This is a genomic window from Enterovibrio calviensis DSM 14347 (assembly GCF_000621165.1).
Taxonomy (GTDB): Bacteria; Pseudomonadota; Gammaproteobacteria; order Enterobacterales; family Vibrionaceae; genus Enterovibrio; species Enterovibrio calviensis.
In genome coordinates, this window is sequence record NZ_KK211217.1 from 45,344 (window position 1) to 72,132 (window position 26,789).

22 protein-coding genes are annotated in these 26,789 nt (G+C 48.0%); 9 read left to right on the forward strand and 13 right to left on the reverse strand.

Annotated features, from left to right (window positions below; translation table 11 throughout):
* The first annotated feature begins 124 nt into the window (after positions 1–124).
* From Q365_RS0118395 to Q365_RS0118425, 7 genes are all read left to right on the forward strand, one after another.
* Positions 125–1,783, forward strand: coding sequence for an ABC transporter substrate-binding protein (locus tag Q365_RS0118395; RefSeq protein WP_028024714.1), 1,659 nt, complete (start codon positions 125–127; stop codon positions 1,781–1,783).
* A gap of 125 nt (positions 1,784–1,908) precedes the next feature.
* The gene (locus tag Q365_RS0118400; RefSeq protein ID WP_028024715.1) at positions 1,909–2,895 is read left to right on the forward strand and encodes an ABC transporter permease; all 987 of its coding nucleotides are present in this window, start codon (positions 1,909–1,911) and stop codon (positions 2,893–2,895) included.
* A 2-nt stretch (positions 2,896–2,897) separates the two neighbouring features.
* Positions 2,898–3,917, forward strand: coding sequence for an ABC transporter permease (locus Q365_RS0118405; RefSeq protein WP_028024716.1), 1,020 nt, complete (start codon positions 2,898–2,900; stop codon positions 3,915–3,917).
* The gene (locus Q365_RS0118410; protein ID WP_028024717.1) at positions 3,914–4,894 is read left to right on the forward strand and encodes an ABC transporter ATP-binding protein; all 981 of its coding nucleotides are present in this window, start codon (positions 3,914–3,916) and stop codon (positions 4,892–4,894) included. The genes Q365_RS0118405 and Q365_RS0118410 overlap by 4 nt, the downstream gene beginning before the upstream one ends.
* Positions 4,895–4,904: 10 nt before the next feature.
* Entirely contained in the window at positions 4,905–5,897 is a 993-nt protein-coding gene (locus tag Q365_RS0118415) for an ABC transporter ATP-binding protein (RefSeq protein WP_028024718.1), read from the forward strand.
* Positions 5,898–5,924: 27 nt separating this feature from the next.
* The gene (locus tag Q365_RS0118420; protein ID WP_028024719.1) at positions 5,925–7,313 is read left to right on the forward strand and encodes a M17 family metallopeptidase; all 1,389 of its coding nucleotides are present in this window, start codon (positions 5,925–5,927) and stop codon (positions 7,311–7,313) included.
* A gap of 34 nt (positions 7,314–7,347) precedes the next feature.
* Positions 7,348–8,274 carry a N(4)-(beta-N-acetylglucosaminyl)-L-asparaginase gene (locus Q365_RS0118425; RefSeq protein ID WP_028024720.1) on the forward strand — a complete coding sequence of 309 codons (927 nt, stop codon included), beginning with the start codon at positions 7,348–7,350 and terminating at the stop codon, positions 8,272–8,274.
* A gap of 103 nt (positions 8,275–8,377) precedes the next feature.
* On the opposite strand, the gene Q365_RS0118430 is transcribed toward Q365_RS0118425, so the two are convergent.
* From Q365_RS0118430 to Q365_RS25855, 4 genes are all read right to left on the reverse strand, one after another.
* Positions 8,378–9,181, reverse strand: coding sequence for a MurR/RpiR family transcriptional regulator (locus Q365_RS0118430; RefSeq protein ID WP_035025359.1), 804 nt, complete (start codon positions 9,179–9,181; stop codon positions 8,378–8,380).
* A gap of 45 nt (positions 9,182–9,226) precedes the next feature.
* Positions 9,227–11,890 (reverse strand): glycoside hydrolase family 38 N-terminal domain-containing protein, encoded by a 2,664-nt coding sequence (locus tag Q365_RS0118435; protein ID WP_028024722.1) that lies wholly within the window; start codon positions 11,888–11,890, stop codon positions 9,227–9,229.
* A gap of 84 nt (positions 11,891–11,974) precedes the next feature.
* A complete protein-coding gene (locus Q365_RS0118440; protein WP_028024723.1) occupies positions 11,975–12,421 on the reverse strand; it encodes a PTS sugar transporter subunit IIA in 447 nt (148 codons plus the stop codon).
* Positions 12,422–12,426: 5 nt separating this feature from the next.
* Entirely contained in the window at positions 12,427–13,989 is a 1,563-nt protein-coding gene (locus Q365_RS25855) for a PTS fructose transporter subunit IIC (protein WP_081796302.1), read from the reverse strand.
* A gap of 233 nt (positions 13,990–14,222) precedes the next feature.
* On the opposite strand from Q365_RS25855, the gene Q365_RS0118450 reads away from it, so the two are divergent.
* The gene (locus Q365_RS0118450; RefSeq protein ID WP_028024724.1) at positions 14,223–15,116 is read left to right on the forward strand and encodes a helix-turn-helix transcriptional regulator; all 894 of its coding nucleotides are present in this window, start codon (positions 14,223–14,225) and stop codon (positions 15,114–15,116) included.
* 128 nt (positions 15,117–15,244) lie between these two features.
* On the opposite strand, the gene crr is transcribed toward Q365_RS0118450, so the two are convergent.
* From crr to cysZ, 5 genes are all read right to left on the reverse strand, one after another.
* A complete protein-coding gene (crr, locus tag Q365_RS0118455) occupies positions 15,245–15,754 on the reverse strand; it encodes a PTS glucose transporter subunit IIA (RefSeq protein WP_017009306.1) in 510 nt (169 codons plus the stop codon).
* 42 nt (positions 15,755–15,796) lie between these two features.
* Complete coding sequence (ptsI, locus tag Q365_RS0118460; RefSeq protein WP_028024725.1) at positions 15,797–17,524, reverse strand: phosphoenolpyruvate-protein phosphotransferase PtsI; 1,728 nt, start codon at positions 17,522–17,524, stop codon at positions 15,797–15,799.
* 55 nt (positions 17,525–17,579) lie between these two features.
* Positions 17,580–17,837: an HPr family phosphocarrier protein gene (locus Q365_RS0118465; RefSeq protein ID WP_028024726.1), complete on the reverse strand. Its 258-nt coding sequence runs from the start codon at positions 17,835–17,837 to the stop codon at positions 17,580–17,582.
* 317 nt (positions 17,838–18,154) lie between these two features.
* Positions 18,155–19,123 carry a cysteine synthase A gene (gene cysK, locus Q365_RS0118470; RefSeq protein WP_028024727.1) on the reverse strand — a complete coding sequence of 323 codons (969 nt, stop codon included), beginning with the start codon at positions 19,121–19,123 and terminating at the stop codon, positions 18,155–18,157.
* 228 nt (positions 19,124–19,351) lie between these two features.
* The gene (cysZ, locus tag Q365_RS0118475) at positions 19,352–20,113 is read right to left on the reverse strand and encodes a sulfate transporter CysZ (protein WP_028024728.1); all 762 of its coding nucleotides are present in this window, start codon (positions 20,111–20,113) and stop codon (positions 19,352–19,354) included.
* Positions 20,114–20,380: 267 nt separating this feature from the next.
* On the opposite strand from cysZ, the gene zipA reads away from it, so the two are divergent.
* The gene (gene zipA, locus Q365_RS0118480; protein WP_035025362.1) at positions 20,381–21,373 is read left to right on the forward strand and encodes a cell division protein ZipA; all 993 of its coding nucleotides are present in this window, start codon (positions 20,381–20,383) and stop codon (positions 21,371–21,373) included.
* A 92-nt stretch (positions 21,374–21,465) separates the two neighbouring features.
* Here the strand turns inward: zipA and Q365_RS0118485 are convergent, their stop codons facing one another.
* From Q365_RS0118485 to Q365_RS0118500, 4 genes are all read right to left on the reverse strand, one after another.
* Positions 21,466–23,034: a lytic polysaccharide monooxygenase gene (locus Q365_RS0118485; RefSeq protein WP_028024730.1), complete on the reverse strand. Its 1,569-nt coding sequence runs from the start codon at positions 23,032–23,034 to the stop codon at positions 21,466–21,468.
* Positions 23,035–23,366: 332 nt separating this feature from the next.
* Positions 23,367–24,107, reverse strand: a complete 741-nt coding sequence (locus Q365_RS0118490) for a DsbA family protein (protein WP_028024731.1) — start codon at positions 24,105–24,107, stop codon at positions 23,367–23,369.
* A gap of 17 nt (positions 24,108–24,124) precedes the next feature.
* Positions 24,125–24,661, reverse strand: coding sequence for a protein disulfide oxidoreductase (locus tag Q365_RS0118495; RefSeq protein WP_035025364.1), 537 nt, complete (start codon positions 24,659–24,661; stop codon positions 24,125–24,127).
* A complete protein-coding gene (locus Q365_RS0118500; RefSeq protein ID WP_028024733.1) occupies positions 24,654–26,765 on the reverse strand; it encodes a protein-disulfide reductase DsbD family protein in 2,112 nt (703 codons plus the stop codon). Before Q365_RS0118500 ends, Q365_RS0118495 begins: the two co-directional genes overlap by 8 nt.
* Between the last annotated feature and the right edge of the window lie 24 nt (positions 26,766–26,789).

The window sequence follows — 26,789 nt, forward strand, 5'->3', positions numbered from 1 at the left end:
TCGTGCGCCTTAAGAACGGGAATTTGAAGAAAAATCACGTTAATCAGGGCAATAAAAACCGTGTGAACCAGTGTTTTCTTGTGCAGGGATTTAGCAACAACGTCATTTGAAGTAAGGACACCCAATGCTTAGCAAAACGAAACTTGCAGCCATTGTGCTTGCCGCTTTAACCGCACCAACCGCGATTGCCACAGAAAGACACGAGCTGACCATCGTGTCGGATTTCTATCCGACGATGATCAGAAACTTCAACCCTTTCCTGTCCACCACGCTGCGTACGACGACAGATTTCGTCTACGAGCCTTTGGTCATTTTCAACCAGATGCACGGGAACAAGCCGGTTATGCGTCTGGCGAAAGATTACTATCTTTCAGAAGACCTGATGCAGGTCACGTTTGAAATTCGAGAGGGCGTGAAGTGGTCAGACGGTAAACCGTTCACGGCAGAAGACGTTGTTTATTCATTTGCACTCATTAAAGAAAAGCCAGAGCTCGATCCTAAAGGCATGGACAACTGGGTCAAATCCGTCCGACAGGATGGCAATAAGGTTATTTTTGACCTGACTGAGGTCAATACCAATGTCCCGTATGAAATCTCGACCATTCCAATTGTGCCAAAGCACATTTGGCAGAACATTGAAAAACCGGAGCTGTTCACCAACGACAATCCAGTAGGTTCGGGGCCATTTACCGAAATCGACACCTTTACGCCTCAGCTTTATATTCAGTGTCGTAATCCGCATTACTGGGACAATGACAATCTCGACGTCGATTGCTTACGTGTGCCTCAAATCGCTAACAATGATCAGTTGTTGAGTAAGGTCATCAAATCTGAATTGGATTGGAGTGGACACTTCATTCCTGATGTCGACATGGTCTATGCAGCAAGAAGCCCTCACCACAAATACTGGTACCCAGCGGCGGGCCCTCAATCCTTCATGCTGAATTTCAAAACGCCGCACCCAGGCAACAATGAAGCGATTAACAACATCGACTTCCGTCGTGCGTTCTCTATGTCGATCGACCGTCAGAAAATCATCAATATTGCGTTTTACGGTAACGGCGTGGTGAACGATTACGCGTCTGGTCTTGGTCAAGTCTTCGATTTCTGGGCAAACCAAGACACCTATAACCAATACAAAAACTACAACACATTCAGCGTAGACAATGCGAAAGCGTTGCTTAAAGAAGCAGGATTTATCGATATCGATGGTGATGGTTTCGTTGAAACGCCTACCGGTCAGCAAATTGAGCTTGAACTTCAATCTCCAACGGGGTGGACTGATTTCAATAATGCCGTCCAATTAGGGGTAGAGCAGCTTCAAAAAGTTGGCGTGAAAGCCAAAGCCCGTACCGCAGACTTCGCTGTGTACAACCAAGCAATGTTATCTGGCACTTATGACGTGGCGTATACCAACTACGTGATTGGTGCCGACCCTCATCGCTATTGGAACCGCGCTTTCCATTCTCGCTACCAAGAAGGAGCCAATGCGCCTCGCTATGCGATGCATTTCTTTAAGCATGAAGAGCTTGATGTCCTATTAGACAGTTTCTATAAAACGGACAAGCAAGAAGAGCAGATGCAAATCGCGCACAAAATCCAAAAAATCATCGCAGAGAATCAAGTCACGGTACCTGTGATGTCAGGTGTGGATGTGTATCAGTTCAATGAAAGCCGCTTCACGGGCTGGTGGAACGAAGCAAATCCAAAAGGTCGTCCAATGTCATGGGCGGGTGTACCTGAGCGTCTGTTGCATGTTCTGGATTTGAAACCTAAAGCCTAAGGCTATTCGGGAGCGCATGTTCGTATGCGCTCCTTAGTTTCTCGTTAATCAACACCTATCAGCGTAATAAAAATGGCTAAGCCTGTTTTTATATGCACCGGGTTAACTGTATCTGAGGATAAGGTATGGCCTTTTTTCTTCGACGGCTTTCATTCTATTTAATGGCATTAATTTTTGCCGCCACATTGAATTTTATTTTGCCCCGCGCAATGCCTGGCGATCCGGTCACCATGATGTTTGCGAATGCAACGGCAGAGGTAACGCCAGAGCGTATCGAATCCATGAAAAAGCTTCTTGGGTTTGTCGACGCGCCGTTGCCGCAGCAATATTTATCGTATTTGGCCAACATCTTCACCGGTAACTGGGGCATTTCCATTAAGTACTTTCCCATTACGGTGAACGAGCTGTTGGCAAGTGCGGTTGGCTGGTCTTTGTTTCTAACAGGTTCTGCCATTGTTCTGGCTTTCTGTATTGGTTCGGTGCTTGGCATTTTTGCCGCGTGGCGTCGTGGCAGTCACTACGACTCCTTCATTTCGCCCAGCATGTTGGTGGTGCAATCTATTCCATCCGTGGTTGTCGCCATGTTGGTGCTTTACACCTTTGCGATAGGCCTTGAGTGGTTCCCTTCCGGCAACGCTTATACCGTGGGAACTCATCCCGACTGGGGCAGTTGGGAGTTCTACAAAGACGTCGGCTATCACGCTGTCTTGCCGTTGTTCTGTGCCACGATTGGCCAGATTGGTGGCTTCCTTATCAGCATGCGTAACAACATGATCAATTTGCTCAATGAAGACTTCATTACAATGGCAAAAGCCAAAGGGTTGAGTGAAAACCGTGTTGTCTTCAATTACGCCGCCCGTAACTCCATGCTGCCAAGTGTCACTGCGTTGTCCATGGCGTTGGGGTCGGCCATCAGTGGTCAGTTGATTGTTGAAATGATTTTCAACTACCCAGGACTTGGCACTGTGTTGCTGAATGCCATCCATGCGCGTGATTACCAAGTGCTTCAAGGTCAGCTTCTACTCATGACCATGTTTATGTTGTTCTTCAACTTCTTGGCAGACTTGATGATCGTTTACCTCGATCCTCGTTTGCGCAAGGGAGGTAAATAATCATGAAAGCGTTAATGAGATTACTCATTGGGAATAAGAAGTCTCTGGCTGGGCTTATTATTCTGATCATGTTTGCGTTGGTTGCCATCTTCGCGCCTGTTATCACCAAACACGCACCTGATGTGGGCACAGGCAACCCACACGAATACCCTGCGTTTATCGTGAAAGCCGCGCAGGAAAATCCAGAAGGTTGGATAGCAAAAAACCTCGCCAATAATCCTCGTCGTTTGATGATGTCTGAAGGGGCTGATCACGTCCTTGGCACATCGAGAATGGGCCGAGATATTTGGTCGCAGTTAGTTTATGGCGCAAGAACATCACTGGCAGTCGGCGTTGGGGCGGGTGTACTGGTGTGCTTTTTGGCAACAGCGATTGGCGTAACGGCAGGTTATTTCGGCGGTAAGGTTGATGATTATCTGTCGGCAGCCATGAACATCATGTTAGTGGTGCCGCAGTTACCGCTGCTCTTTATCATTGCCGCGTTTATTGGCGAGGCAGGCCCCGCCACTATTGCTGTGGTGATAGCCATCACTTCGTGGGCTTGGGGCGCTAGGGTGGTTCGAGCGCAGACGTTATCGGTGCGAGAGAAAGAATTCGTGCGTGCGGCAGAAGTGTTGGGCGAGAAAACGTGGCGCATTATTGCCGTCGAGATTCTCCCTAACCTGATGTCGATTCTCGGCGCTAGCTTCATTGGTTGTGTGTTGCTCGCGATCATGACTGAAGCCAGCCTATCCTTCCTCGGGCTAGGTGATCCGAACTCCATCAGTTGGGGCGTGATGCTCTACAACGTTCAAACCTCTTCATCCATGCTGATTGGCGCATGGTGGGAAATTCTGGCGCCTTGTTTTGCGTTGACCATGATAGCGGTGGGCTTGTCGCTTCTTAACTTCGCGGTGGATGAAATCGCGAACCCACAACTGCGCTCACAGAAAGGCTTTCGCCTTTGGAAGAAACGCAACAAGTGGGAAAAATCGTCAGCTCGCGCAAAACGCCCAGTATTTGAAGAAGGACCGCACTCATGACAACCCCTCAAATCTCGATACGCAATTTGTGTGTGGACTACATCACCGATGCGGGTGATGTTCGCGCGGTGAATGATGTCAGCTTTGACATTGGTAAAGGTGAAGTGTTTGGGTTAGCCGGAGAGTCTGGCTGCGGTAAGTCAACGGTGGCCTTTTCACTGATGCGCTTGCACAAGCCCCCCGCGTATATCTCAAAGGGTGAAGTCTTTTTTGATGGTCATGGTGACTTGCTGAAGAAATCCGAACAGGCCATGTCGCGTTTTCGTTGGAAAGAAGTGTCCATGGTATTTCAAAGTGCCATGAACGCGCTTAACCCTGTCTTGACCATGGAAGAGCAATTTTGCGACGTGATCATGCGCCATACCGATTTCACTCGTGATCAGGCGAAACGACGAGCAGAAGGCCTGCTGGAGATTGTCGATATTCACCCGAGCCGTTTGACCGACTATCCGCATCAATTCTCTGGTGGCATGCGTCAGCGTTTGGTTATTGCAATCGCGTTAGCGCTGAACCCTAAAATGATCATCATGGATGAGCCGACAACGGCACTGGATGTTGTGGTTCAACGCGAGATTTTGCAAAAGATCCATGCGCTGAAAGAAGAGTTTGGCTTCTCGATTTTGTTCATCACTCACGATCTGTCTCTGATGGTCGAATTCTCAGATCGTATCGGCATTATGTATGCCGGCGAGCTGATTGAGGTCGCGCCATCAAAGCAAATTCTGACCACGCCTTTTCACCCGTACACAGAAGGATTGGGAAGTTCATTCCCGTCTCTAACGGGCCCTAAAACCCAATTGAAAGGCATTCCTGGTAGTCCACTTAACCTGTTTGATATTCCCACAGGCTGTCGCTTTCAAGCGCGCTGCGGCAAAACGCAATCGAGTTGTTTCACCCAATCAACTGCGCTGACATTGATTGAGCCGGGACGTTACTCAAACTGCCATTTGTTTACTTCGCCAACGGCTAAGGGCTGAGGAGATACTTATGAGTAAGCCAACAGGAAAACTCATTATCGAGGGCAAAAACCTCATCAAAGATTTTGCCGTTAGCAGTAATTCGCTTCAGAAAACGAAGATGCGCGCCATCAATGACGTGTCATTCAAAATGTATAAAGGGCGCGGATTAGCCGTGGTGGGCGAGTCGGGTTCCGGCAAATCCACTACGGCAAAAATGATTGCCAAAATGTACCCGCCAACGGGTGGGAGCATCGAGTACTTCGGGCGTGATATTCAGTCAATAACCAAGCGTGACGACCTGATGCTCTATCGTCAGGGCGTTCAAATGGTATGGCAGGATCCGTTTGGTTCGCTCAATCCTACCCATACGATTTTTCATCACATTGCTCGCCCGCTTCTCATCCACAACAAGCTGGATGGAAGCGACAAGAAAGCGCTAGAGGACATGGTTTATGACTTGTTGCAGCAAGTCGGCCTAACCCCGCCTAAAGAGACTGCCGCCAAATACCCGCATCAGTTATCGGGTGGTCAGCGCCAACGTGTCAATTTGGCGAGAAATATAGCGGTGGGTGCGGAGGTGGTGTTGGCCGATGAGCCTACATCCATGCTTGATGTTTCGATTCGTGCCGGTGTTCTGAACCTGATGGAAGAGATGAAAGTGGAGCGTGAAATGGCACTGCTTTACATCACTCACGATATCGCGACTGCCCGTTATATCGCCGAGGACATCGCCGTGATGTATGTCGGTCACATGGTTGAGTGGGGCGATGTGGAGCAAATTATCCATGATCCGCAGCACCCGTATACCCAATTGCTGGTATCAGCGGTGCCCGATCCTAGTAAATCGATTCATGAAAAGCTTAAAGGGAATCGCGGAGAGATCCCGTTGTGGACGCCTGACAGTGTCGGTTGTCCGTTTGCAGGTCGGTGTTTACATGCCACGCCTAAGTGTAAGGAAGCTTTGCCTCCCGTTACTCAATTATCAGAAAACCACTTTGTACGTTGTTATCTCTTCGACTAACACGTGATAACAACCGAGGACATTAGGATGTTTCAACTAGCGTTTATTCGCGTCAAAGACACAGAGTGTCAAGCGACAAGAACTTTGCATTTGGCTGTAGGCGAAGGCAAATCACTGGACGTGAATCAGGATATTGATGGGTTCAACAGTGAAATCAAGAAGGCGACGTTTACTGTCGCAGACCTGCAAGATATTGGTTACCTGTTGGCATCAACGTTTAAGCGAGCGCAAACGCTTGAGCTTCATGTTGATGACGACGTGCTGTCTCTTCATGCCCCTGAAGTGTGGGTTAAGTGGGTGTCATTGGGGCTGGCGTTATCGTCTTACGATTACAAGCACAGAGACAGTTTCCATCTCGAGCCTGGCATCAATGCCTTTGAGCTAAAAACCGATGAAAAAACGCTATCTACGGCGTTTTTTGAAGGACAAGTTCTAGCACAAAGCCAATTGATTGCCCGTGAATTGGTGAACAAACCCGGCAACGTGATCTACCCAGAATCCTTCGTCAGTGCTGTAAAAGAACTACCAATGGAGAACACAAGCTTATCGTTTTTGACAGAAGCCGAAATGCGAGAGCAGGGGTTTGGTGGTCTGGTTTGTATTTCTCAAGGCAGTGACCGTGATGGTCGCATGCTGTGCTTGGATTACCATCCCGAAGGCGCAAAAACGACGATTGCGCTGGTCGGTAAAGGCGTCACCTTTGATACCGGTGGGATCAGCATCAAAGGCCAATTACGCATGAGTACCATGAAGGTCGACATGGGCGGTGCGGCGGCGGTGGTTGGCGCATTGAATGCAATCGCTCAGTTACACCTTCCTGTTCGCGTGATTGGCTTGTGTGGTTTGGTTGAAAACATGCCGTCAGGCGGTGCTATCAAGCCGGGGGATGTCGTCACTATGTTGTCGGGTAAAAGCGTCGAAATTATCTCGACGGATGCCGAAGGACGCATGGTGTTGGCGGATGTGATGCACTACGCGCAGCAAACCTATCAGCCTGATTATTTGGTTGATATCGCCACACTCACTGGCGCAACGGGCGTTTCGTTAGGCAAGGCGTTTGCATCTTTGATGGGTAACAGTGATGAGCTGAAAACACTGGCCAAAACGGCGGGCAATAGCTGCTCAGAACCTTTGTGGGAAATGCCTATTAGTGCAGATCTTTTCGAAGCGTCGCTGAAAAGTGATTTCGCGGATGTTCGCCATGGCAGTGAAGATGGCGATGCAGGTGCGAGCGTGGCAGCGACTTTCCTTCATCACTTTGTGGCACCCGATCAGAAATGGATACACATCGATTCTGCGGCGATGTCTCTTGGTATGTCGCATCGAAAAATCTATCCAAAAGCGGCGTCAGGGTACGGCACATTTTTGCTTACTTCGCTTTGCCAACATATTGCATCTTTGACGAATAACGAATAACGAATAACGAATAATGACCAATAAGGACTACCCCATGATTTTGCTTGCCAACTCTGAAGCCTACCCTGGCATCGAAGAATCTGCTCGTCGCTTGCAAGCCGGTGAAGATGGCCTGATCTCGTTGATTGAAGGCATTAAATTGGTCGAACTCGACCCGCGTGTGCGTACTGTTGGCTACGGTGGCTGGCCTAACGTACTTGGCGAAATGGAGCTTGATGGCTCTGTAATGGATGGCGACAACTTGCGCACTGGTGCTGTTGGCGCTTTGAAAGGCTACATGCATCCCGTGGATGTTGCACACCGAGTGATGACAGACCTAAATCACGAGATTCTTGTGGGTGAGGGCGCGGCAATTTTCGCCAAAGAAATTGGCGCAGTCGCAGGCAACAACCTAATTGAAGACTCCAAGCAAGTCTGGTGGGAAAAGCTTGAGCAAGCGATGACCCCTGAGGAACAAGCAGCATTTCCCAATGTACCGCTTGCTCCATTGTCCAATAACGCCACAGACCCAGAGCGTGTGCGCGATACCACTGTTTTTTTGAGCAGTGACATCAACAAAAAAATCAGTGTTGCCACGTCTACATCAGGCTGGGCATGGAAGTACCCGGGTCGTTTAGGTGACAGCCCAATTATTGGTGCGGGTTCTTACGCGGATAGTCGTTATGGCGCGTGTGCATGTACGCATACGGGTGAAATGGCAATTCGTTGTTCGACCTCCCACGCTGTAGTGCTTTACATGAAAATGGGCATGAGTTTGGATGACGCTGTCTATGAAGCCATCAAAGACTTGGACTACCTAAAAGACGGGTACACCGAAGGCGTCACCATTCACGCGATTGACCGCTTCGGCAATCACAAAGTGGTGAGTCTCAATTGTCCTGGCAACATTACTTACTGGTTCTGGCAAACGGGCATGGATAAGCCTGAAGAGCGTCAGGCTGAAGTGATCTTCACGCGATAGTTTCGCCATCAATGATCAAATAAAAAGCCGCTTTTGATGAGCGGCTTTCTTTTCACTGTTATTCGGCTGTTGTTAGAGCGTCGTTGTTAGACGTTAACGCGGGTTATTTCCCAAATGGTGCTTCGGTCGACACCCAGTTTTTGATTGTCTCTCGGTCAAGCGATACATAGTGATAGTAGAGGTGATCGATAGCCATCAACATGGGCAGTTGCGCCGAAATCATGCCCGTACGCTCTTCGCCATTGAGCGAGGAGGTGAGCAAGGTTGCTGTCGCGGACTGTGACATCTTCGATTTTGGATTCGCTGAAATCAGATAGGTTTCGATACCACGGCGTGTCAGGTTTTTCACTACCTTAGCCATGTCATCATTTTGCGCATTCAAACTCAGCACGATCACTAGGTTATCGGTTGTCAAAATGTCTTGGTACATCTGCATCGAGTTTGTGTCTTGTACCACTTCAACGAACTTGCCGAGACGCCCAAATCGAAACTTAAAGTCCGCCCCCGCGAGTGCACTGAAGCCCGTGCCGAACACATGAATGATTTGGTGTTTCGCGATAGCGTGGGTGATTTGGTTGATAATGTCGCTATCAAGGCAGTGTTTCAGTTGCTGCAAGACATCGAAATAATCTTGATGAAGACCATCGTTTTCAGGTTTGGCGAGGGGGTTCGCGCTGTCCAATTGTTCTTGGTAAAGAAACAGGAATTCTTTGAGGTTATTCAGGCCGATTTTTTGGCAAAAACGCGTAATGGAGGCTGTGGATACGCCAATGTCCGCCGCCAGCTCTTCAATGGTTTTGACAGGGCGACGTGCGAGAAAATAGTCCGCAACTTTGTTGTCGGTAGTGGTGAATTTGCTCCGTGCATATTCAAACAGCAATCCAATGTCTTTGTTCATCAGTACCATAGGCCATCAATCATTCGCCCCACTACCGTAGGGCGAACGCTCCTCTTAATCAAGCGTGATCTTAATGGTGCGGATTTGCTTCGCACGAAAGTCGCCAAGTTGAATCACATTGTCATCAACCACCAAGGTATTCAGGGTGTCGAGCATCAGGTTGGTTTCTGCCGCGTGTTTGATTGCTGCATGCTTCACAGAGAGTGAACCTGTGTTTTCGATGCTGTATTCCGATGGATTAAACAGACGCACATGCAGGGCGTTGTTGTCGAACTGCACGCTACTACAAACAAGTTGCGGTGCATCTAGGGTAAACAAACTGTCGCTATCTTTTACCGCGCGCTCGAGCGGATGCATGACGAAATATTTCAAGGTATTGGTGAACTGATTGAGCGTTTGCGCTTGATAGTAAGGCGTATTCACACTCCACATTTGCCATTGCCGCACAGCGGTCGCTGGCGAGAAGCTTGAATCAATGTGTAGCCCAAGTGTGATGTGCTGGTGGCCTTTCATCTGGCTATCGGGGGTGGGGATATATTTAAACTGCTGACCTGAAGCAATCCCAGGGCGGCGAAGAAGGTCGGGCTTACCCAACCAACCAACGCTGCGGAACAACGTGAGGGCGAGGGTGCCGCTAGGCTGTTCCGCGCTATCGATAAGCACTTCATACTCTTTGATGCCTTGGGCGAACACGGTCAAGCTGGCTTGCTCATCGTGCAGGTTGGCATAGTTGATCATCGGGTAAATCCCGCAAGGCTCTTCTTTCCAGCCGCGCTCACGCCAGTCCGCCAACTGTGGTTGAAAGAGTGGACGACGCGCAAATCCAAATGGCGTATCCGCAATGCTTTCTTTGGCTTTTATCGGGCTGTTGATGACCAACTGTAAGCGGTGATCGTCGGCTTGGTTATCGATGGTCACATCGATCTGCAATGGCTGTTCATCGTTGGTGAGCGTTACCTTCACGGTGTACTCGCAAACGGTGTCTCGGAAACCCTGAGCGCGAGCTTCTAAGTTTTCTGGTAGCAACCATGTGCCTTTCAAGGTCATCTGTTGTTTACGCTGACCGGATTGTGTTGTGCATTCTGCGTGACTGAATGACAAGGTGATTACCCAATCATTTTCAGGTGGCGAGTAGTCGTAGGTATCGCCATCATCGCCGCCATCACGCAGCGTGAAGGCTTGCGGCCAATGCTGGCCAGTTTGCTTATCTGTAAGGTTCAATTCGCCGTTTTGATAGTCGATACGGTAGCGATCATTCTCGATGCATTTGCCAAGCACGGTGGGTAACACTTGCGCGTCTTTTTCTGGCACTTCTTGAATGATAAGGGACGTGAAACCTAATGCGGGAAGCGCATGTTGAACGGCGATGTCAGTTTGGTAGTAGTAGCCATTCGGGTCATTGTCTTCGGCATTGCGTTGGATACTGCCGTTGTAGTGCTGGTTTTGCGCTATCACATCAAACGCCACGTTCTCACCGTCTAAGGTGCTCAGCGTGAAATGGTTAGATTTGGTTGAAAGCGTGATGTCTTGTACCTGATCGCGGGTAACCGGCAAGGTATTGAACAGGGTCAAACGCGTGCCGTTGTCGAGTTCTGGCTGAGAGTCTGCCAACTTACGCACTAAGTAGTCTCGCGCTGCACTCGATGTTTGATCGACATGCTCAAAGCGTTCAACGATGATCTTGTTGGTTTTGTCGGTGTTGCAACCGCCGGCACTATCATGGGCGTGGTTACGCGTCATGGTGCGCCAAAGGTTATTAATGAGTTCAGGCTGATAGCCGATGCCATAGCGCGTGGCGAGCGCCATAAGGGGCTCAAGCTCAAGGGTGATGCGTCGTTCAAGCATATCGTTCAGGCGCTTATGATCGGCGCGTGACGAGTAAATGGATCGGTGGATTTTCGATACTTGCCCATCGATCATCTCGCCGCTCAGCGTGTCCATTGGCAGGTCTTGCGCGGCAAGCGAGGCGAACAGTTTGTCGTAGCTGCTTTCAATCAGCTGGCTATCAATGTTTGCATCTGCCAGCTTTTGATTAAACAGCGCAATACGTTCTTTGACATTGCGATCGACGAAGCGCTGGTCGCCGCCCAATGGCAGGGCAACATGATGGCTCAGGCAGTCTTTCTCAACTTGTTGTGTCAGTGAAATGGCATCATCAGAGTAGATCAGTTGCCCGCCCACGTAATAGCCATCTTTGATGTTGTAGAAAAGCACGTGGCTGCCATCTTCACTTTGCCATTGGCCTTCTCGGTGAGGATAAACGTCCGTCGACAGTCCGCGCCAAAACACCGTTTTATCGATGCCGACGCCGTTATAAATCTTTGGCATGTCCATGCTTTGACCAAAAGAGTCTGGCACGTAGCCCAGCATTTCACAGCCACCGAGTGATTCGCCGAGACGAATACCCAGTTGCAGGTTTCGGATGATGGATTCACCCGAAATGATCAGTTGATCGGTTTGGCTATACCAAGGGCCGATCTTGAGTTTTCCGCTTTCGACCAAATGACAAAAGCGTTCTTTGTGTTGCGGGCAGGCCGATAAATAATCTTCTACGATGCTCAGTTGTCCATCCAAGTAGTAGTTATCTACCTCGCCTTTTTCGAGCGCGTCCATCACTTCTTCGAGGTGATAGATTAATTGAATGAGCGATTCATGAGCGGAGAAATACCACTCAAAATCCCAATGAGTATGGGAGATAACATGTAGTTGTTTTTTCATAAACCTGTCCGCTTTGGAATGCTATCCGTTGATGCGAAGGTGCGGCTCAGTGAGCTGCACCTTCATGTCATTGGATATGTAAACTCACGCAATTACGTGTTGAATGGTGTCTAAAATGGCTTGCGTATCGTTCTGTTGTAGTGTGTTTCGAATATCGGGTTTCATCATGGCGCGCGACAACTTAGTCAGCATCACCAAGCTTTCTTCAGCGCCTGACTCTGGAATCGCTAACGACACTGCCGTGGTGACTGGTTCATCATCCATGGTTTCCCATTGGATAGGGTGGGCAAAGCGCACCACAAAAATCGCTGGTGTTTTCACATGGGAAGATTTGCAGTGTGGCACCGCTATTCCGCCGAGAAACCCTGTGCTGTCGTGAGACTCTCGCGCTTGTAAGCCACCTGCGAAGCCATCAATGCTGTCGATGTAGCCCAGTTGATGCGCGTGCGCAGCAATGAACTGAAAAGCTTGCTGCTGTGTCGTAGAGTGGGCATCAGTCAGAATATGTTCTGCGTTAAATACATTGCTCATCAGGTTTATCCATTCACTGTGGTTGAGGCGGCAACAGCGGGTGTGACTGCTTCTTGCTGCATGGTGGTTGATGCTGCGCCCGCGTCTTTTGCATCAGCAACAGGCTGTTTAGAAGGGCGTCGCCAGAATCCGATAATCATGGCCGTGGTTGCGATACCCGCGAAGGTACAAGCAATCCACGTTACGAAAGGAATCGGCTGCTCGATGTAACCGATGAACGTACCCAACGGAGAACCGATACCGCCATAGAATTTCACGTCCAAGTAGCCAACAAGGCCACCGGCTAGTGCTGAGCCGGCCACACTGGCGGTGATGATTTGAACGGGGTTCGCCGCAGCAAATGGAATTGCACCTTCAGTTACCCCGACAATGCCCATACCGAACGCGGAGTTTGCAGACACTTTTTCAGTGTCAGAGAAGCGGTTTTTGAACAGTTTTGACGCCAAGAAGATACCCAGCGGAGCAACAGAGATAGCCGCTTGCGCCGCAGTGCCTGGTACAAAGTTAGCGCCTTCAATGCCATATTTTGCAACGGTGTCTGTCCAAACGGCAGTACCGAAAATCAGTGCAGTTTTGTTGACTGGGCCGCCGAAGTCGAAGCCGATCATGGCACCGATAATGGCACCGATGATGAAGGTAGACGCGCCATACGTGTTGGTTAGCCAGTTTAGACCTTCATAGAGTGCACTCATTGCGCCAGCAATAGGTTGTCCAATGAAGTACAGCACCACAACGGTAATGAAGAAGGTCGCGATCAACGGGATGATCATGATAGGAACAAGCGGTTGAAGCAGTTTCGGCCATTTGATTTTCTTCAGGTACTTCACGAAGTAACCAACAAGGAAAGCAACAAGAATGGCTGATAGGAAGCCGCCACCTGCGTCGGTACCCAAGAATGCAGGGTCATTCGCCATGTATGCACCCAGCATCGCTGGAGCGATCGCGGGACGATCCGCGATGGAGTTTGCGACGAAGCCTGCAAACAGTGGGATCATTAGTAGGAAGCCGATCTGACCCACTTTGAACAAGTGCGCCATGAAGTAACCGAGAGGTTCGGTTTGGTCAAAGCCCCACGCGACCATGCGGCCTAGGTCATCACGCTGGAAAGCGAAAATATTCGCGATGGCCAGCAACAAACCCGCAGCAATAACCATGGGTACCATGTAAGAGATACCGCTCATGATGTGCTGAACAAAACCGTTCTCAGTGGTTTTACCCAAGGTCACGTTACCGACTTTTGTGCCTTTCGCACCAAAGACGGTCGCGTTTTCTTCTGCTTCTTTGATAAGTGCCATTGCGTCGCGAATCGCGGCTTTTGGACGTGCTTTGTAAACACGTTTCCCTGCAAAGCGAGCAAGATCAATTTCAATATCAGAGGCGATGATCACTAGCTCTGCATCGTTAATTTCTTGTTCGGTCAGGATGTTTTGCGCACCGATTGAACCTTGGGTTTCAACCTTTACAAAAAAATTGTGTTCTTTGCCAGCTTGTTCAAGGGCTTCAGCTGCCATGTAGGTGTGCGCAATACCAGCAGCACAGGCGGTAATCGCAACAACATTTTTGGTCATGAGGTTCTCCTTCTACGACCTTCAAATAGGGATTTGGCTGAGAGATGATGAAAACATTTCCAATTTAAGACTGTGATTGAGCGCATATTAGTCATTTTGTTGTAAATATTTACAGTTAAATGGTGCACTCCATCATGGAAATATTCTCAGAAAGCTGTAAATTTTTTCACCACAATCAGAGTAATTTTTATTCTGATGAATGAATTTTCACACCCAGCAGTGAGAGTGACACCATGCCGCACACGACCAACCAGACCGATACATTTTCATATTTGGTGCTTTCAGAGATCGCAGGTCGTTTAGAGGGAAAGCTAAATACCGAATGTCATTACGCGGTTCCATGCGGAGAGATGCCACTTCTCGCGTGGTGTACGCCCAATGAACGGGTAGATATCGTCGTCGAAGGTTCGGTAGACATGATGTACAGCCGAGGGAATGGTGAGCGAGGGTTGGTGCGCATGCTGCCTGGCGATGTGCTTCGCATTAAAGCTCACGGTTGGAATTTGCCTTATGCGAATGAGGCAAACACCCTGAGTATCTGCTGCCGTGGCGAAAAGCTAGGACTCAGTTACAACCATTGGCAAGATGGTCGTTGCATCAGTTTGGCAAAATGGGCCATGCCATTGACCTCTCTGAATGCGTTGTTGCTTGGCTTGACGTCTGAAGTGACGGGCTTGAGTGATGTGAAACTTGATGTGTTATTGCAAGCCATTTCTCGAAAGCTAAGTGCCAGAGCTTCCGATGTCTCCAAACAAAAGCAGCTATTTCATCAAATCCTAACCTACATGCGCTGCCATTTTCATGAGTCAATTTGTCGAGAGTCGGTGGCTGAGCATTTTTATATTTCAACGAGCTATCTTTCTCATCTGTTCCGACAGCACAGCGATATTGGCTTCAATGAATACATTAATCGAGAGCGCTTTGCCCACGCGAGGCATCTGTTGATAGAGAAAGGGTTGCGCGTTAAACAAGTGGCGCTGGAAAGTGGATTCGTGGATGCAGATTACTTTTGTCGTCTATTTAAACGGCTCGCTGGGATGACGCCAACCCAATATCGCCAGCAATACATCAGTCAGCAGCACCAATTTGTTCAAGAAGTTACGCAAGATTTTTCGGCTCGCTCCTAACGATTGTTTTAGGAAGAGGGGGGATGTTTCGCTGAGTGTGAAATCGTATGAGACGTGGCTGCGCGGGTACAAATAAAAGGCAACAAAAAAGCGCAGCCGAGGCTGCGCTTTTTCTTACACATTAAGAATTACTTCTTGATGCGTAGTACTGGTGTTTGACCAACAACAACAGAACCAGAAAGCTTGTTCAGCTCTTTGATTTCGTCCATGTTAGAAATAACAACAGGTGTCAGGGTAGACTTCGCTTTTTCTTCTAGCATAGCCAGATCGAATTCGATGATTGGGTCGCCAACTTTAACAGTTTGACCTTCTTCAGCGATACGCTTGAAGCCTTCACCTTTTAGCTCAACAGTGTCGATGCCGAAGTGAACGAACATTTCGATGCCGTCTTCAGATTCGATAGAGAAAGCGTGGTTAGTTTCGAAAATCTTACCAATGGTGCCGTTAACCGGTGCAACCATTTTGTCGCCAGTTGGTTTGATTGCGATACCGTCACCAACGATTTTCTCTGCGAAAACAACATCTGGCACATCTTCGATGTTTACGATTTCACCAGAAAGAGGTGCCATGATTTCAATCACACCTGCATCGCTGCTGTCGTCAGAAACCAGCTTCTTCAGTTTGTCAAACAGACCCATAGTGTTTGCTCCTAAGCGTTATCAATACTTTGCTGCCGTATTCTAGCAGACAGTTTTCTCAGCAATGAATTTATCTACGTGTGCAGTGATTTCAGCTGCGGTAGGCATTGCCAATGCTTCTTCTGCCATCGCTTTAACATCAGCAAAGTTAGCATTACGGATAATTTTCTTGATGCGTGGGATAGAGATGCCGCTCATGCTGAACTCATCAAGACCCATACCCATTAGCAACAATGTTGCTCGCTCATCACCTGCAAGCTCGCCACACATGCCAGTCCATTTGCCTTCTTTGTGAGAAGCGTCAATGACTTGCTTGATAACGGTCAATACAGCTGGAGACAATGGGTTGTATAGGTGCGAGATCATCTCGTTACCACGGTCAACCGCCAGAGTATACTGGGTTAAGTCGTTTGTACCAATGCTAAAGAATGCAACTTCTTTCGCTAGGTGGTGAGCAATCGCTGCCGCTGCTGGCGTTTCAACCATTACACCGATTTCGATGTTCTCGTCGAACGCATGGCCTTCTGCACGAAGCTCAACTTTGTACTCTTCGATCGCCGCTTTAAGCTCACGGATTTCTTCTACCGAGATGATCATTGGGAACATCACGCGTAGCTTGCCATGTGCTGATGCACGTAGGATTGCACGAAGTTGATCGCGAAGAATCTCACGACGGTCCAAGCTGATGCGAATAGCACGCCAGCCTAGGAACGGGTTCATTTCTTTTGGCAGATCCATGTACGGAAGATCTTTGTCACCACCGATATCCATAGTACGGATAATAATTGGGTGACCTTGCATTGCCAAGGCAACGTCTTTGTACGCTTTGTACTGCTCTTCTTCAGTAGGCAGTGCGTCACGATCCATGAACAGGAACTCAGTGCGGTACAGACCAACACCTTCACCGCCGTTACGGTTGATACCGTCACAGTCTTTCACTGTACCGATGTTGCCGCAAACTTCGACTTGGTGACCATCAAGAGTGATTGCTGGCAAATCTTTCAGTTTTGCTAGCTCATCTTTCTCTGCGATGAATTCGTCGCGGATCGATTTGAATTTGTTTAGCTCTTCGTTGCTTGGGTTGATCACAATCTTGTTGTTGATTGCATCAAGTACCAGCATATCGCCGTTGTTCACACGCTTAGTGATATCGTTAGTACCAACGATTGCAGGCAGTTCTAGCGAACGCGCCATGATAGAGGTGTGTGAAGTACGACCGCCGATATCTGTAATGAAGCCCAGAACATAATCGAGGTTGATTTGCGCTGTTTCAGAAGGCGTTAGGTCGTTAGCAACCAAAATAACTTCTTCATTGATTGAGCTCAAAGACACGATATTGATACCCAGTGCGTTTTTAATGAAACGCGAGCCAATATCACGTACATCTGTTGCGCGCTCTTTTAGGTATTCGTCATCTAAAGACTCAAGCGTTACAGCTTGTTCTTCAATCACGCTATAGATTGCGTATTCAACAGAAGCGTTATTGTCTTTGATGAAAGCTATGATTTCTTCTTCTAGCTCTTCATCTTCAAGCAGCATGATGTGACCTTCAAAGATTGCTTCTTTCTCTTCACCGAAAGTCGCAAGAGCTTTTTCTTTAATCACTTCAAGTTGCTGTTTAGATAGTTCACGCGCTTCGAAAAGGCGCTTGATTTGCGCGTCTAGCTGATCAGCTGGAAGCGGGTTTTTGTTGATGACGATGTCATCTTCTTGAAGTAGCAGCGCTTTGCCAAAAGCAATACCAGGAGATGCCAGGATACCTGAAATCATAGCCTTACCTTACATTTGATCAATTGAAATACTAATGGAAAGAAAAAGAGCTGGATTATTCCAGCTCGTCCATTAGCTTAACTAGGTGATCAACGGCTTCTTGAGCTTGTGCACCTTCAGCTTTGATAGTAACCACAGTACCTTTAGTTAGACCTAGAGTTTGCAGTTTGAACAGGCTAGTTGCGCTTGCTTCTTTACCACCAGATTCAACAGTGACTTTTGCTTCAAAGCTTTTTGCTTCTTTAACAAACTGAGCAGCAGGACGAGTGTGTAGACCGTTTTCAGCAGTGATTTCTACTTGCTTTTGATACATGTTTTACCCCGGTACATTATTTATTTAGGTTTATGTATTAAATCTGTGGATAGCTTAAACCGTATGGCCTGTTTTGGCTATCAATGGACGTTAAACTAACCAAGATTTACATGCCCTAGCTTAATCCAAGTCAATTTTTTGTGACATTTTTCCGTAAATCGATACCTGACTCACTATCGAGTCGAGGATTAAATTCGAGCTGGAAAATAAAAGGCTGGGAATTTTTACTAGAGCAGGCAGAAAAAATCAAATAAAAAAGCCCTGTTAGGGCTTTTTTGTTATCGACAATACGATTGTATTTAGGTCAAGAATACCGATTATTGTTGGTTCTCTAGCTCTGTAAAGATGCCGGCAAACAGTGCAGTACTCAGGTAACGCTCACCAGAGCTTGGCAGTATTGTGACAATGTTCTTGTCTGCAAATTCAGGCAATTCAGCGATTTTATTGGCAGCGACAACAGCAGCACCTGATGAAATACCCGCCAGAATACCTTCTTCTTCCATCAAACGACGAGCCATGGTGATCGCTTCGTCTGATGTCACCAATACCGTCTTGTCAATCAAAGACAAATCTAGGTTGCCAGGTACGAAGCCTGCGCCGATACCTTGGATTTTGTGTGGTGCAGGTTGCACGTCATCACCGTTGACTGTTTGCGTGATAACTGGAGACTCAGCGGGCTCAACCGCAACCGTTGTGATTGCTTTGCCTTTGGTGTTTTTAATGAAACGGCTAACACCTGTTAGCGTACCACCGGTACCAACACCAGCAACGAATACGTCGATTTCACCTTCAGTATCTTCCCAAATTTCTGGACCAGTGGTCTTTTCGTGGATTTCTGGGTTTGCTGGGTTATCAAACTGTTGTAGCAACAGATACTTCGCTGGATCAGTAGCAGCAATTTCTTCTGCTTTAGCAATAGCACCTTTCATGCCTTTTGCTGCTTCAGTTAGAACAAGATTCGCACCTAGTGCTTTAAGCAACTTACGACGCTCAAGGCTCATTGACTCAGGCATGGTTAGCGTCAGTTTGTAACCGCGAGCGGCTGCAACATATGCCAATGCGATACCTGTATTACCACTGGTTGGCTCAACCAGCTCAACGCCTGGCTTCAGTGTGCCTTTTTTCTCGGCATCCCAAATCATGTTTGCACCGATACGGCATTTGACGCTGAAGCTAGGGTTACGCGCTTCAATTTTAACCAACACTTTTCCATTAGATACGCGATTTAGGCGTACGAGAGGAGTGTTGCCAATGGTGGTTGTATTGTCTTCGTAAATTTTACCCATCTTCTTCGTTCCTTCGGTTTGTTGGGGAGTACGATTAAGAGCATAACTTTCTTTCTGAAATTGCAAAGGAATCGTTAGTTATATCTTATTGTTATCGATTTGGTTTCAGATGAAGTTCTCAAAAAAAGGCGAAATCTTAGTCAAAACACCTTGTTGCGTCGTTGTTCATGATGATGAACAACGACGCAAGTAACGTTGAAAGGCAATTTATTGGTGTCGGTGAGGGGATTAGTAGCGAGCGAGTTGATCTCGATACTTGTCTACCCACATGGCTGTAGCGCCACAAACGGCGGCTGGCATGACGAACAGGTTCAGTATTGGAGTCATAGTGAACACCATGACTAATGCGCCAAAGCTCATGGTTGCACCTTTTTGTTCGCGCAATGTGGCTTTCATGTTCTGAAACGGCACGCGGTGATTGTCGAACGGGTAATCGCAATACTGGATCCCCATCATCCATGCACTAAATAGAAACCACAGCACTGGGCCTAGCGTTTGACCGACAACGGGTATCCACATGAGCAACAGTAAGCCGAGGGCTTTTGGCAGGTAGTACCAAAGTTTTTGCCATTCGCGTTTAAACACACGAGGCAGATCTTTAACCACGTCAGTAATACCGTCATCAGGAGGGCGCTTCCCTGTTAACTTAGCTTCTAAGTGTTCTGCAAGAAGGCCGTTAAATGGGGCGGCAATCCAGTTGGCAACGGTACTAAAGAAATAAGAACAGATCACAAGCACGGCGATGGCAAGTAATGGCCAAAGCAGATAGGAAAGCCAGCTAAGTATATCGGGTAGGTAGGCTAACCATCCGTTGATCCAATCACTAAGCTGTGAAAGCACTACGCCAATCAAGGTTCCCATGAGCAGTAAGTTGACCAGCAGTGGAATGATCACAAAGCGGCGAACGCCGGGTGTGAATGCCAATGAAAAGCCGCGCAAAAAATAACTGGCGCCAGAGGCGGGCTGTTTGGCGAATTGAGTGGGTGTCATAGTCTCTCCTAAATGTTTCTCCCACAATGTTAACGGTTTCACAATGAGATTGGCAATTTACGTTTTGGATGAATTTTTGGGTCAGCTTATTGTCAAAACCTCGAAAGAACAGTGACTTTTTGAGTGTTCTGGCGGTATGGACGTTAACTTTTATACACTTTTTGGTACAGTAGTCAGCTAATGGTATGTGCGACATTGCCAAAGGTTGTACCAAGGTGTTTAGATGGGTACTCCGTTCGTCGTTAATTGGATAGATGCTGAGATTAAATGATGCAGGAATTGCGCCTTGTTTTAATCATTTTGGGAGCTGTGGCTATTGCAGCATTGTTGCTTCATGGCCTATGGACCAGTAGGAAAGAAAAACCTGCCAAATTTGGTGAAAAGCCAATAGGTAAATTGTCAGATGCCGATGAGACTGGGTTCGACCAAGATGGTATTGGATCTGTTCGAGTTGTTCGTTCTGGTAGTGAAGACAAGCCAAAAGCGGATCGTAAAGAACCAGGGCTAAGCTTCGGCGATAAGTCTGAGGTGGATCCGTTGTTCGCGTCTGAATCTGGTGCGGACGTGACGCTTGAAAAAGAGCGAGACATCGATTTACCTGCTTTTTCAGCGTCTGATGTTGAAGAGTCAACGCCTGTTGCCTCAGAGAGCACTCAGCCATCGAAAACGTCGCCGCCCGTCGATTTTTATCAAACCCATGACGATGAGATTGATGTCGTGGTGAAAGATGATGCCATCACTGAACGTGAAACGGGCACAGATGCGCATGCTATGATTGATGATGCTTCTGATGTGGTTGACGATGGTGATTTAGCGGCAGAGGAAGAAAGCCCTAAAGCGCCAGAGCAGCAAGTGTTGATCATCAACGTTCAATCCGGTGCCAATAAAGAGTTCAACGGCGAGGAGCTGATTAATTGTCTCGAACAACACGGGATGATTTTTGGTGAGATGGAAATTTATCATCGTCATGCTGATCTTGCTGGAACGGGGCAGGTGCTGTTTAGCGCTGCCAACATGTTTAACCCGGGTAGTTTCCCATTGGCGACCATTCACCATTTCACCACACCGGGTATTACGCTATTCATGACGTTGCCGTGTTATGGCGAGGCGGAGCAGAACTTCAAGCTGATGCTTCAAACCGCTCAACAAGTCGCGGATCAACTGGGCGGCTTAGTTACCGATGATAACCGTTCAATGATGACGCCACAGCGTTTAGACAGCTACAGAGACAAGATTAAGCAGTTTCACTCTCATGCTTAATCAATAAAAGTGCTCATAAAAAACGCCCCTATTGCTAGGGGCGTTTTGCGTTTAAGGTTTGTTGAATAAAGTTCTTGTTTACCTAGGTGCTATTACTTCACTTCGCCCCATGGACCGCCGTTAGTCGGTAGGTCGCCTTTCGTCCACCACTTCGCTTTGTAGCTCTTGCCACTGTATTCAACAATGTCACCACCAGAGTATGCCACGCCTTTACTCCAGCTTTGATTCACGCCACTTTCTGATGTCCACACTGCGGATGCGCCAGGCTCTTCGCCTTTGTTCCACCACTGTGCCGTGTAGTTAGTGCCAAGGTGTAAAACCGTATCCCCAGCGACATAAACTTTCGATGCATCCCAGTCGCTTTCACCAACTGGAGCTGATGCTTTCACGTTGATGGTGATAGTGGTTTGTGATGTCGCATTGCCATCGGTTGCGATCACGGTAATTACCTCTGTTAGGTCTATCGTGGTGTTTGGCGCAACATAGGACAAGGTTGCAGCGTTGCCGTTGACGGTCAGTGTTCCAGCACTTGCGGTAAAGCTAATCGCATCATTTTCTGCATCTGTCGCTGAAATTGAGATACTAGTACTTTTCCCGCTATCGACAGTGACTGACGACGGTGCGTTGATGACGGGCGCAGTGTTTGCAACCGGCTTTTTCACTTCAAGTTGGAAGCTGGCATCTTTGTCTTTTACAAAGACCAGGTTGCCGTAAAGGTCGCTGTTGTCCCAAGCGACAACGCCATTCGGATCGATCTTGCCGACTTTTGCCGAACTTGATGATGCATTCACTGAGTCAGCGATTTGCTGTGCCCATACCGATTCGACGTCGTTATTCGCATCAATAGGAAGCTTTTCAAACACAGTCTCTGAACCATTACCGTCAAATACACGGAACCAAACGGTATCGCCTTGAACTGCATCGGTTGTGGATTTCACAAAGCCGCCAATGCTTGACCATGTAGGCGCGATAACATCGCCACCAAAGCTTAAGTCGCTACAGTTGTAGAAGCCTTCGCCTGCTGGGTCATCTCGCTGCCATCGTGAATACAGAACTGCATTGCCTGTACGCTCTGTCGGTAGCGTGATCTGCATTTGGTAGTATTTCTTTTCATTGATCACAACCACAGGAACATTGCCGAACTCGGCAATGAGATCCAAATCTGACCATGCCAATGCATCGGTGGCTGAGTTGTAGCCTGCATTTGATAGATAGATTTTCCAAATGCTTGGGTTATGTGGGGTGGATGCGCGATAGAGTAAAGTTAATTTGCCGTTGGCAGCGGGATCTATCGGGGTGGTTTGCCATTCAGATGACGGAATGTCGAGACCCGCTTTTTTAGGGTCGGCCGCCGCACACAATGTGCCATCAGGAATAGCGGCCTCTACTGCAGCTTGACTATTGAAATTGGAAACCAGCTTGGCAAATTCAGGTTTTTGAACAAACGGAAACCAGCCAGATTCTTTAAATGCGGCGCGACAAGCGGCATTAGGAATGGTTGAACCGCTGGTTGAGTCCCAGTATCCGCCATCGCGGTCACAGACTTCCTGACGCGCCGGCGGATAGTCCATATAACCATGCGCAGCGGCGAATTGTGACACCATTGCTGATGATATTGCGGTGAGCACGGCGACATAGGGTAAGTGTCGAGTTCGTGACATGATATTTCCTCTAGTGTTGGTTGTTTTTAGTATTTTTTTGTTTGTGCACTAGAGGTTGTGTCATTTTTTTGGCGAGGTTCAATTTGAGTTTCATACAAATTAAGGGTCACTCGAAAAAGAAACTGACTTGTTACAAAATGGTGAAAAAACACCATTAAAACAGGAAGGTAAATCACTAAAAGCGTGTATTTCCGTTTTAATGACTGACAGCTTAACTTGTTGAGCTATATAGACTAAATGGCATTGCGGTGTAGGTGAGGGCAGGGCTGTGGGAATACAGAGGAAGTGAGAAGGAAAGCCCTTCTCACTTCTCGTTTAGTCAAATAGAGTTATTAGGACTTATTGAGTGCTGATTCAATCAGAGGGGCAAGTTTCTCTGCGGGTAAGTAACCTGGAACCACTTCATCACCAATGATCATGGCAGGCGTGCCACGAAGACCTAATTGTTGAAACAAGGTGTAGTTTTTCTCGACCATCTCATCGGTCGCTTCCTGATGCTTGAGTTGATCTCGTGTACCTGTTTTATCTGCAATACGTGCTAACGAGCGCTGATCATGAGCACTTGGTTTGGTGAGGAGTAATTGGTGAACATCGAAAAACTTTTCACGATCTTGCTGCCAAACGTTGAGCGCATACGCCGCTGAGTTCATGTCCGACAAAGGCGCGCCCATTTCTTTCAATGGTACATAAATATTGACCACTTTAACGTCTGGGTAGGCTTTGGCCATGTCTAGGAGAACGGGATCAAGGCGTTTACAGAACGGACAGTTGTAGTCTGTAAAGTTGATGATCGTTAGCTTAGGTTCCGTTGCGCCAAACTGCGTGTGTTTTGGATTGCGATAGAGATAGTCATCATTGGCAGCTATTATGCTCTTGAAGCCTTGTTGCTGGGCCACATATTGGGTCAGGCTTTGATGCAAGCCTGAAATGATATCTGGGTTTTGTTCCAACAATACATTGATGTCATTGAGTTGCTGCTGCTGTGCTTCGTTCAATGACGCTTCAGACAGTGCGTTGAAAGATGTCAGTGTGGTGAACATCGCCAAAAGCGCGGAAAATAGTTTATTTTTCATTTTGTACTCATCAATTATTAGGAAAACCACAGGCGAGCCAGCAGACCCGGCGGCGTAGTAATACCTGTGGTTATAGATTCAATCTTGCCATCTTTGATAATGACGATGGTGGGTGTTGCTTGGACTCCCCATTGCTGTCCAATCGCGCCTCTCTCATCATTGACGGTATCAAACTCAAGATCATGACTATTGAGATAACCGCTGACTCGTCGGTTGTCGCCAGACGTCATGGCAATGGATACCACTTGATAAGAATCGGACAGCCAATCAACGGTTGGCGTGACAAACTTGCACGCTGGACACCATGTCGCCCAGAAATAAAGCACGACGGGTTCATCACGACTGGCTGTGATTAAGTCGATGGTGTCTCCCGATATTGTGGTCAGTACCGTGGGTGGCACAGTGCCTTTTGGCATGTCTTGGGTTCGCCACCAATCTATCGCGAACGTCATGATGCTGAAGAGTACGATCAAGGTCGCCAACTCTTTCAGCCACCACGTTGGGTTCTTCCATTTGCTTTTGGGTTTCACTTGTTGCGGCGTGTTGTCACTCATAAGACGATCCTTGTGCAAACGCGATGGCGCTGAGAACGGAATCCTTAGAAAGGATCACTGGCAGAGGGATGCCATTTGGCGCATTGGGGCCATAAACGATATTGAACGGCACGCCATATCTGCCATGGCGTTGCAGGTACTGAGTAACGGAATCGCTAGGCGAGGTCCAATCGCCTTGCATTCGAATGATGTTTTCACCATTGAGTGCACTGTAAACTGGCTCTTGAAGCAATACGCCAATCTTGTTGGCTTTACAAGTGATACACCAATCTGCCGTCACATCCACAAAGACGGTTTTACCTTGCCCCACATAATGACTTATCTGAGGTGAGGAGAGTTTCTCCCACGTATGATCAGAAGGTAGCGGTATGGCCCATTTGGATGCTGTTAAGCTTGCGGTCACTATGCCAATCACCAGTAATACCATCACCAAAGCACTTGCCACTACGGTTGTTTTCCGTCCGTACACTCTGGCTGTACGCCATAGCAACACGGCGATAACCGCCAAGATGATGGTAATGACTCCGCCCAAAGACAGATGATTTCCTAATAGAGATATTAACCAGATGCTGGTGGCTAACATCATCACCCCAAAGGCGACTTTTAAGATGTTCATCCAGCGGCCGGGTTTGGGTAAGCGCTGGGCGATGGATGGCATTGCGGCAACCAGCAACCAAGGCATTGCCATACCGAACGCTAATGCAGTGAAAACGACAAACAGCATGAGGTAGTTTGTGGTGAGGGCAAAAGCGACGGCCGTTCCCAGAAAAGGCGCAGAGCAAGGTGTCGCGAGTAAGGTCGCAAACATGCCTTGCGTGAAATGACCTACGTAAGAGTCATCCCCTTTGCTGGCGAGCCAAGTGCTTGCTGTGCTCGGAAGGCGGATTTCAAATAAGCCGAGCATGTTGGCAGCAAAAACGGCTGTTACTGCCACCATCACACCGATAAAGAGTGGGCTTTGAAATTGAATGCCCCAACCAAATGCGTGGCCGGTAAGCTTGAGTGCGCTAATAAACGCCGCAATCACCCAGAACGAAAATAGAATTCCCAACGCAGAGGCAATGAATTGGCGTCGAATCTGAGATTTTTCTAATCCTTGCGCGGATACAACACTGCTTAGCTTCATACCGAGAACGGGAAGGACACATGGCATGATGTTTAAAATCAGTCCGCCCAATACGGCAAATAAGATCGCCGTTAAAAATGCCGGTTGCGAAGGCGAGGTTGCAATGCCTCTTTTCGCTGTCGATGCATGCTCTGCGATAAAGCTGTCATCGAGAAACGTTACATTGAGTGTTTCGTCCGTTAACTCCGGTTGTCCCATCCAACTGCTTGCGTCAAAACGTGCGCGCAAGGTATTTCCCGTGACTTGAATGTTGGGAACGGAGAAGAAGGTGTCCTTAACCGCGTCGGTGTTTCCATCAATTATCACATCCGGAGTATTCCAGCCCGTCGCTTTTTGTGCGGTAACGTCTAATTGCTGCGCACTTGGATCCCATACGACAGACAGCTCATCAATAAGCGGTGAAGGTTGAGGCACATTGCTCATGCCTTGTGCAAAAAGATGAAGGGCATTTGGGTCAGTGATTAGTGCCGAAGGGGTGACGGCTAGATCAATAGGATAGTCTGTCAGAACACATATCGTTGTGCATGAAGATATGGTGAGTGTCCCCTTGATTGTCACTGGCTTGTTGATGTCTTCGACCGTGAACGTCAAAGGGAAAACAGCGCGACTTTGGTATCCGAGTGTATCAATGCCCAATAAATCAAAGCGCTGAGGAGCGGGCCAATGCCAAGTAATGTCTTTGATGTTTTCTGATGCTAGCCAGTCAAAACTTGGTGCAATGCCGCCTTCACCAGGCGTTCGCCAATAGGTTTTCCAATCATCCTTTAATTGGACTTCCAAAAAGCCATCAAAGGTATTGTCGTCAGGATTGGTTGAGCCCGTTAACACGATGCGAGTGCTAAGCGGCGGGTGATTGGGGTTGGTTAGCCAGCCTGTTGAAAGGCTTTCTGCGTGAGCTGTCATTGCAGCCGACAGCGCGATCACGGCACTTATAATGAGTAAAGCGAACCGTTGTGAAAATGTCTTTAGCGCGTACATGTATGTATTCCTAGAAAATAAAAC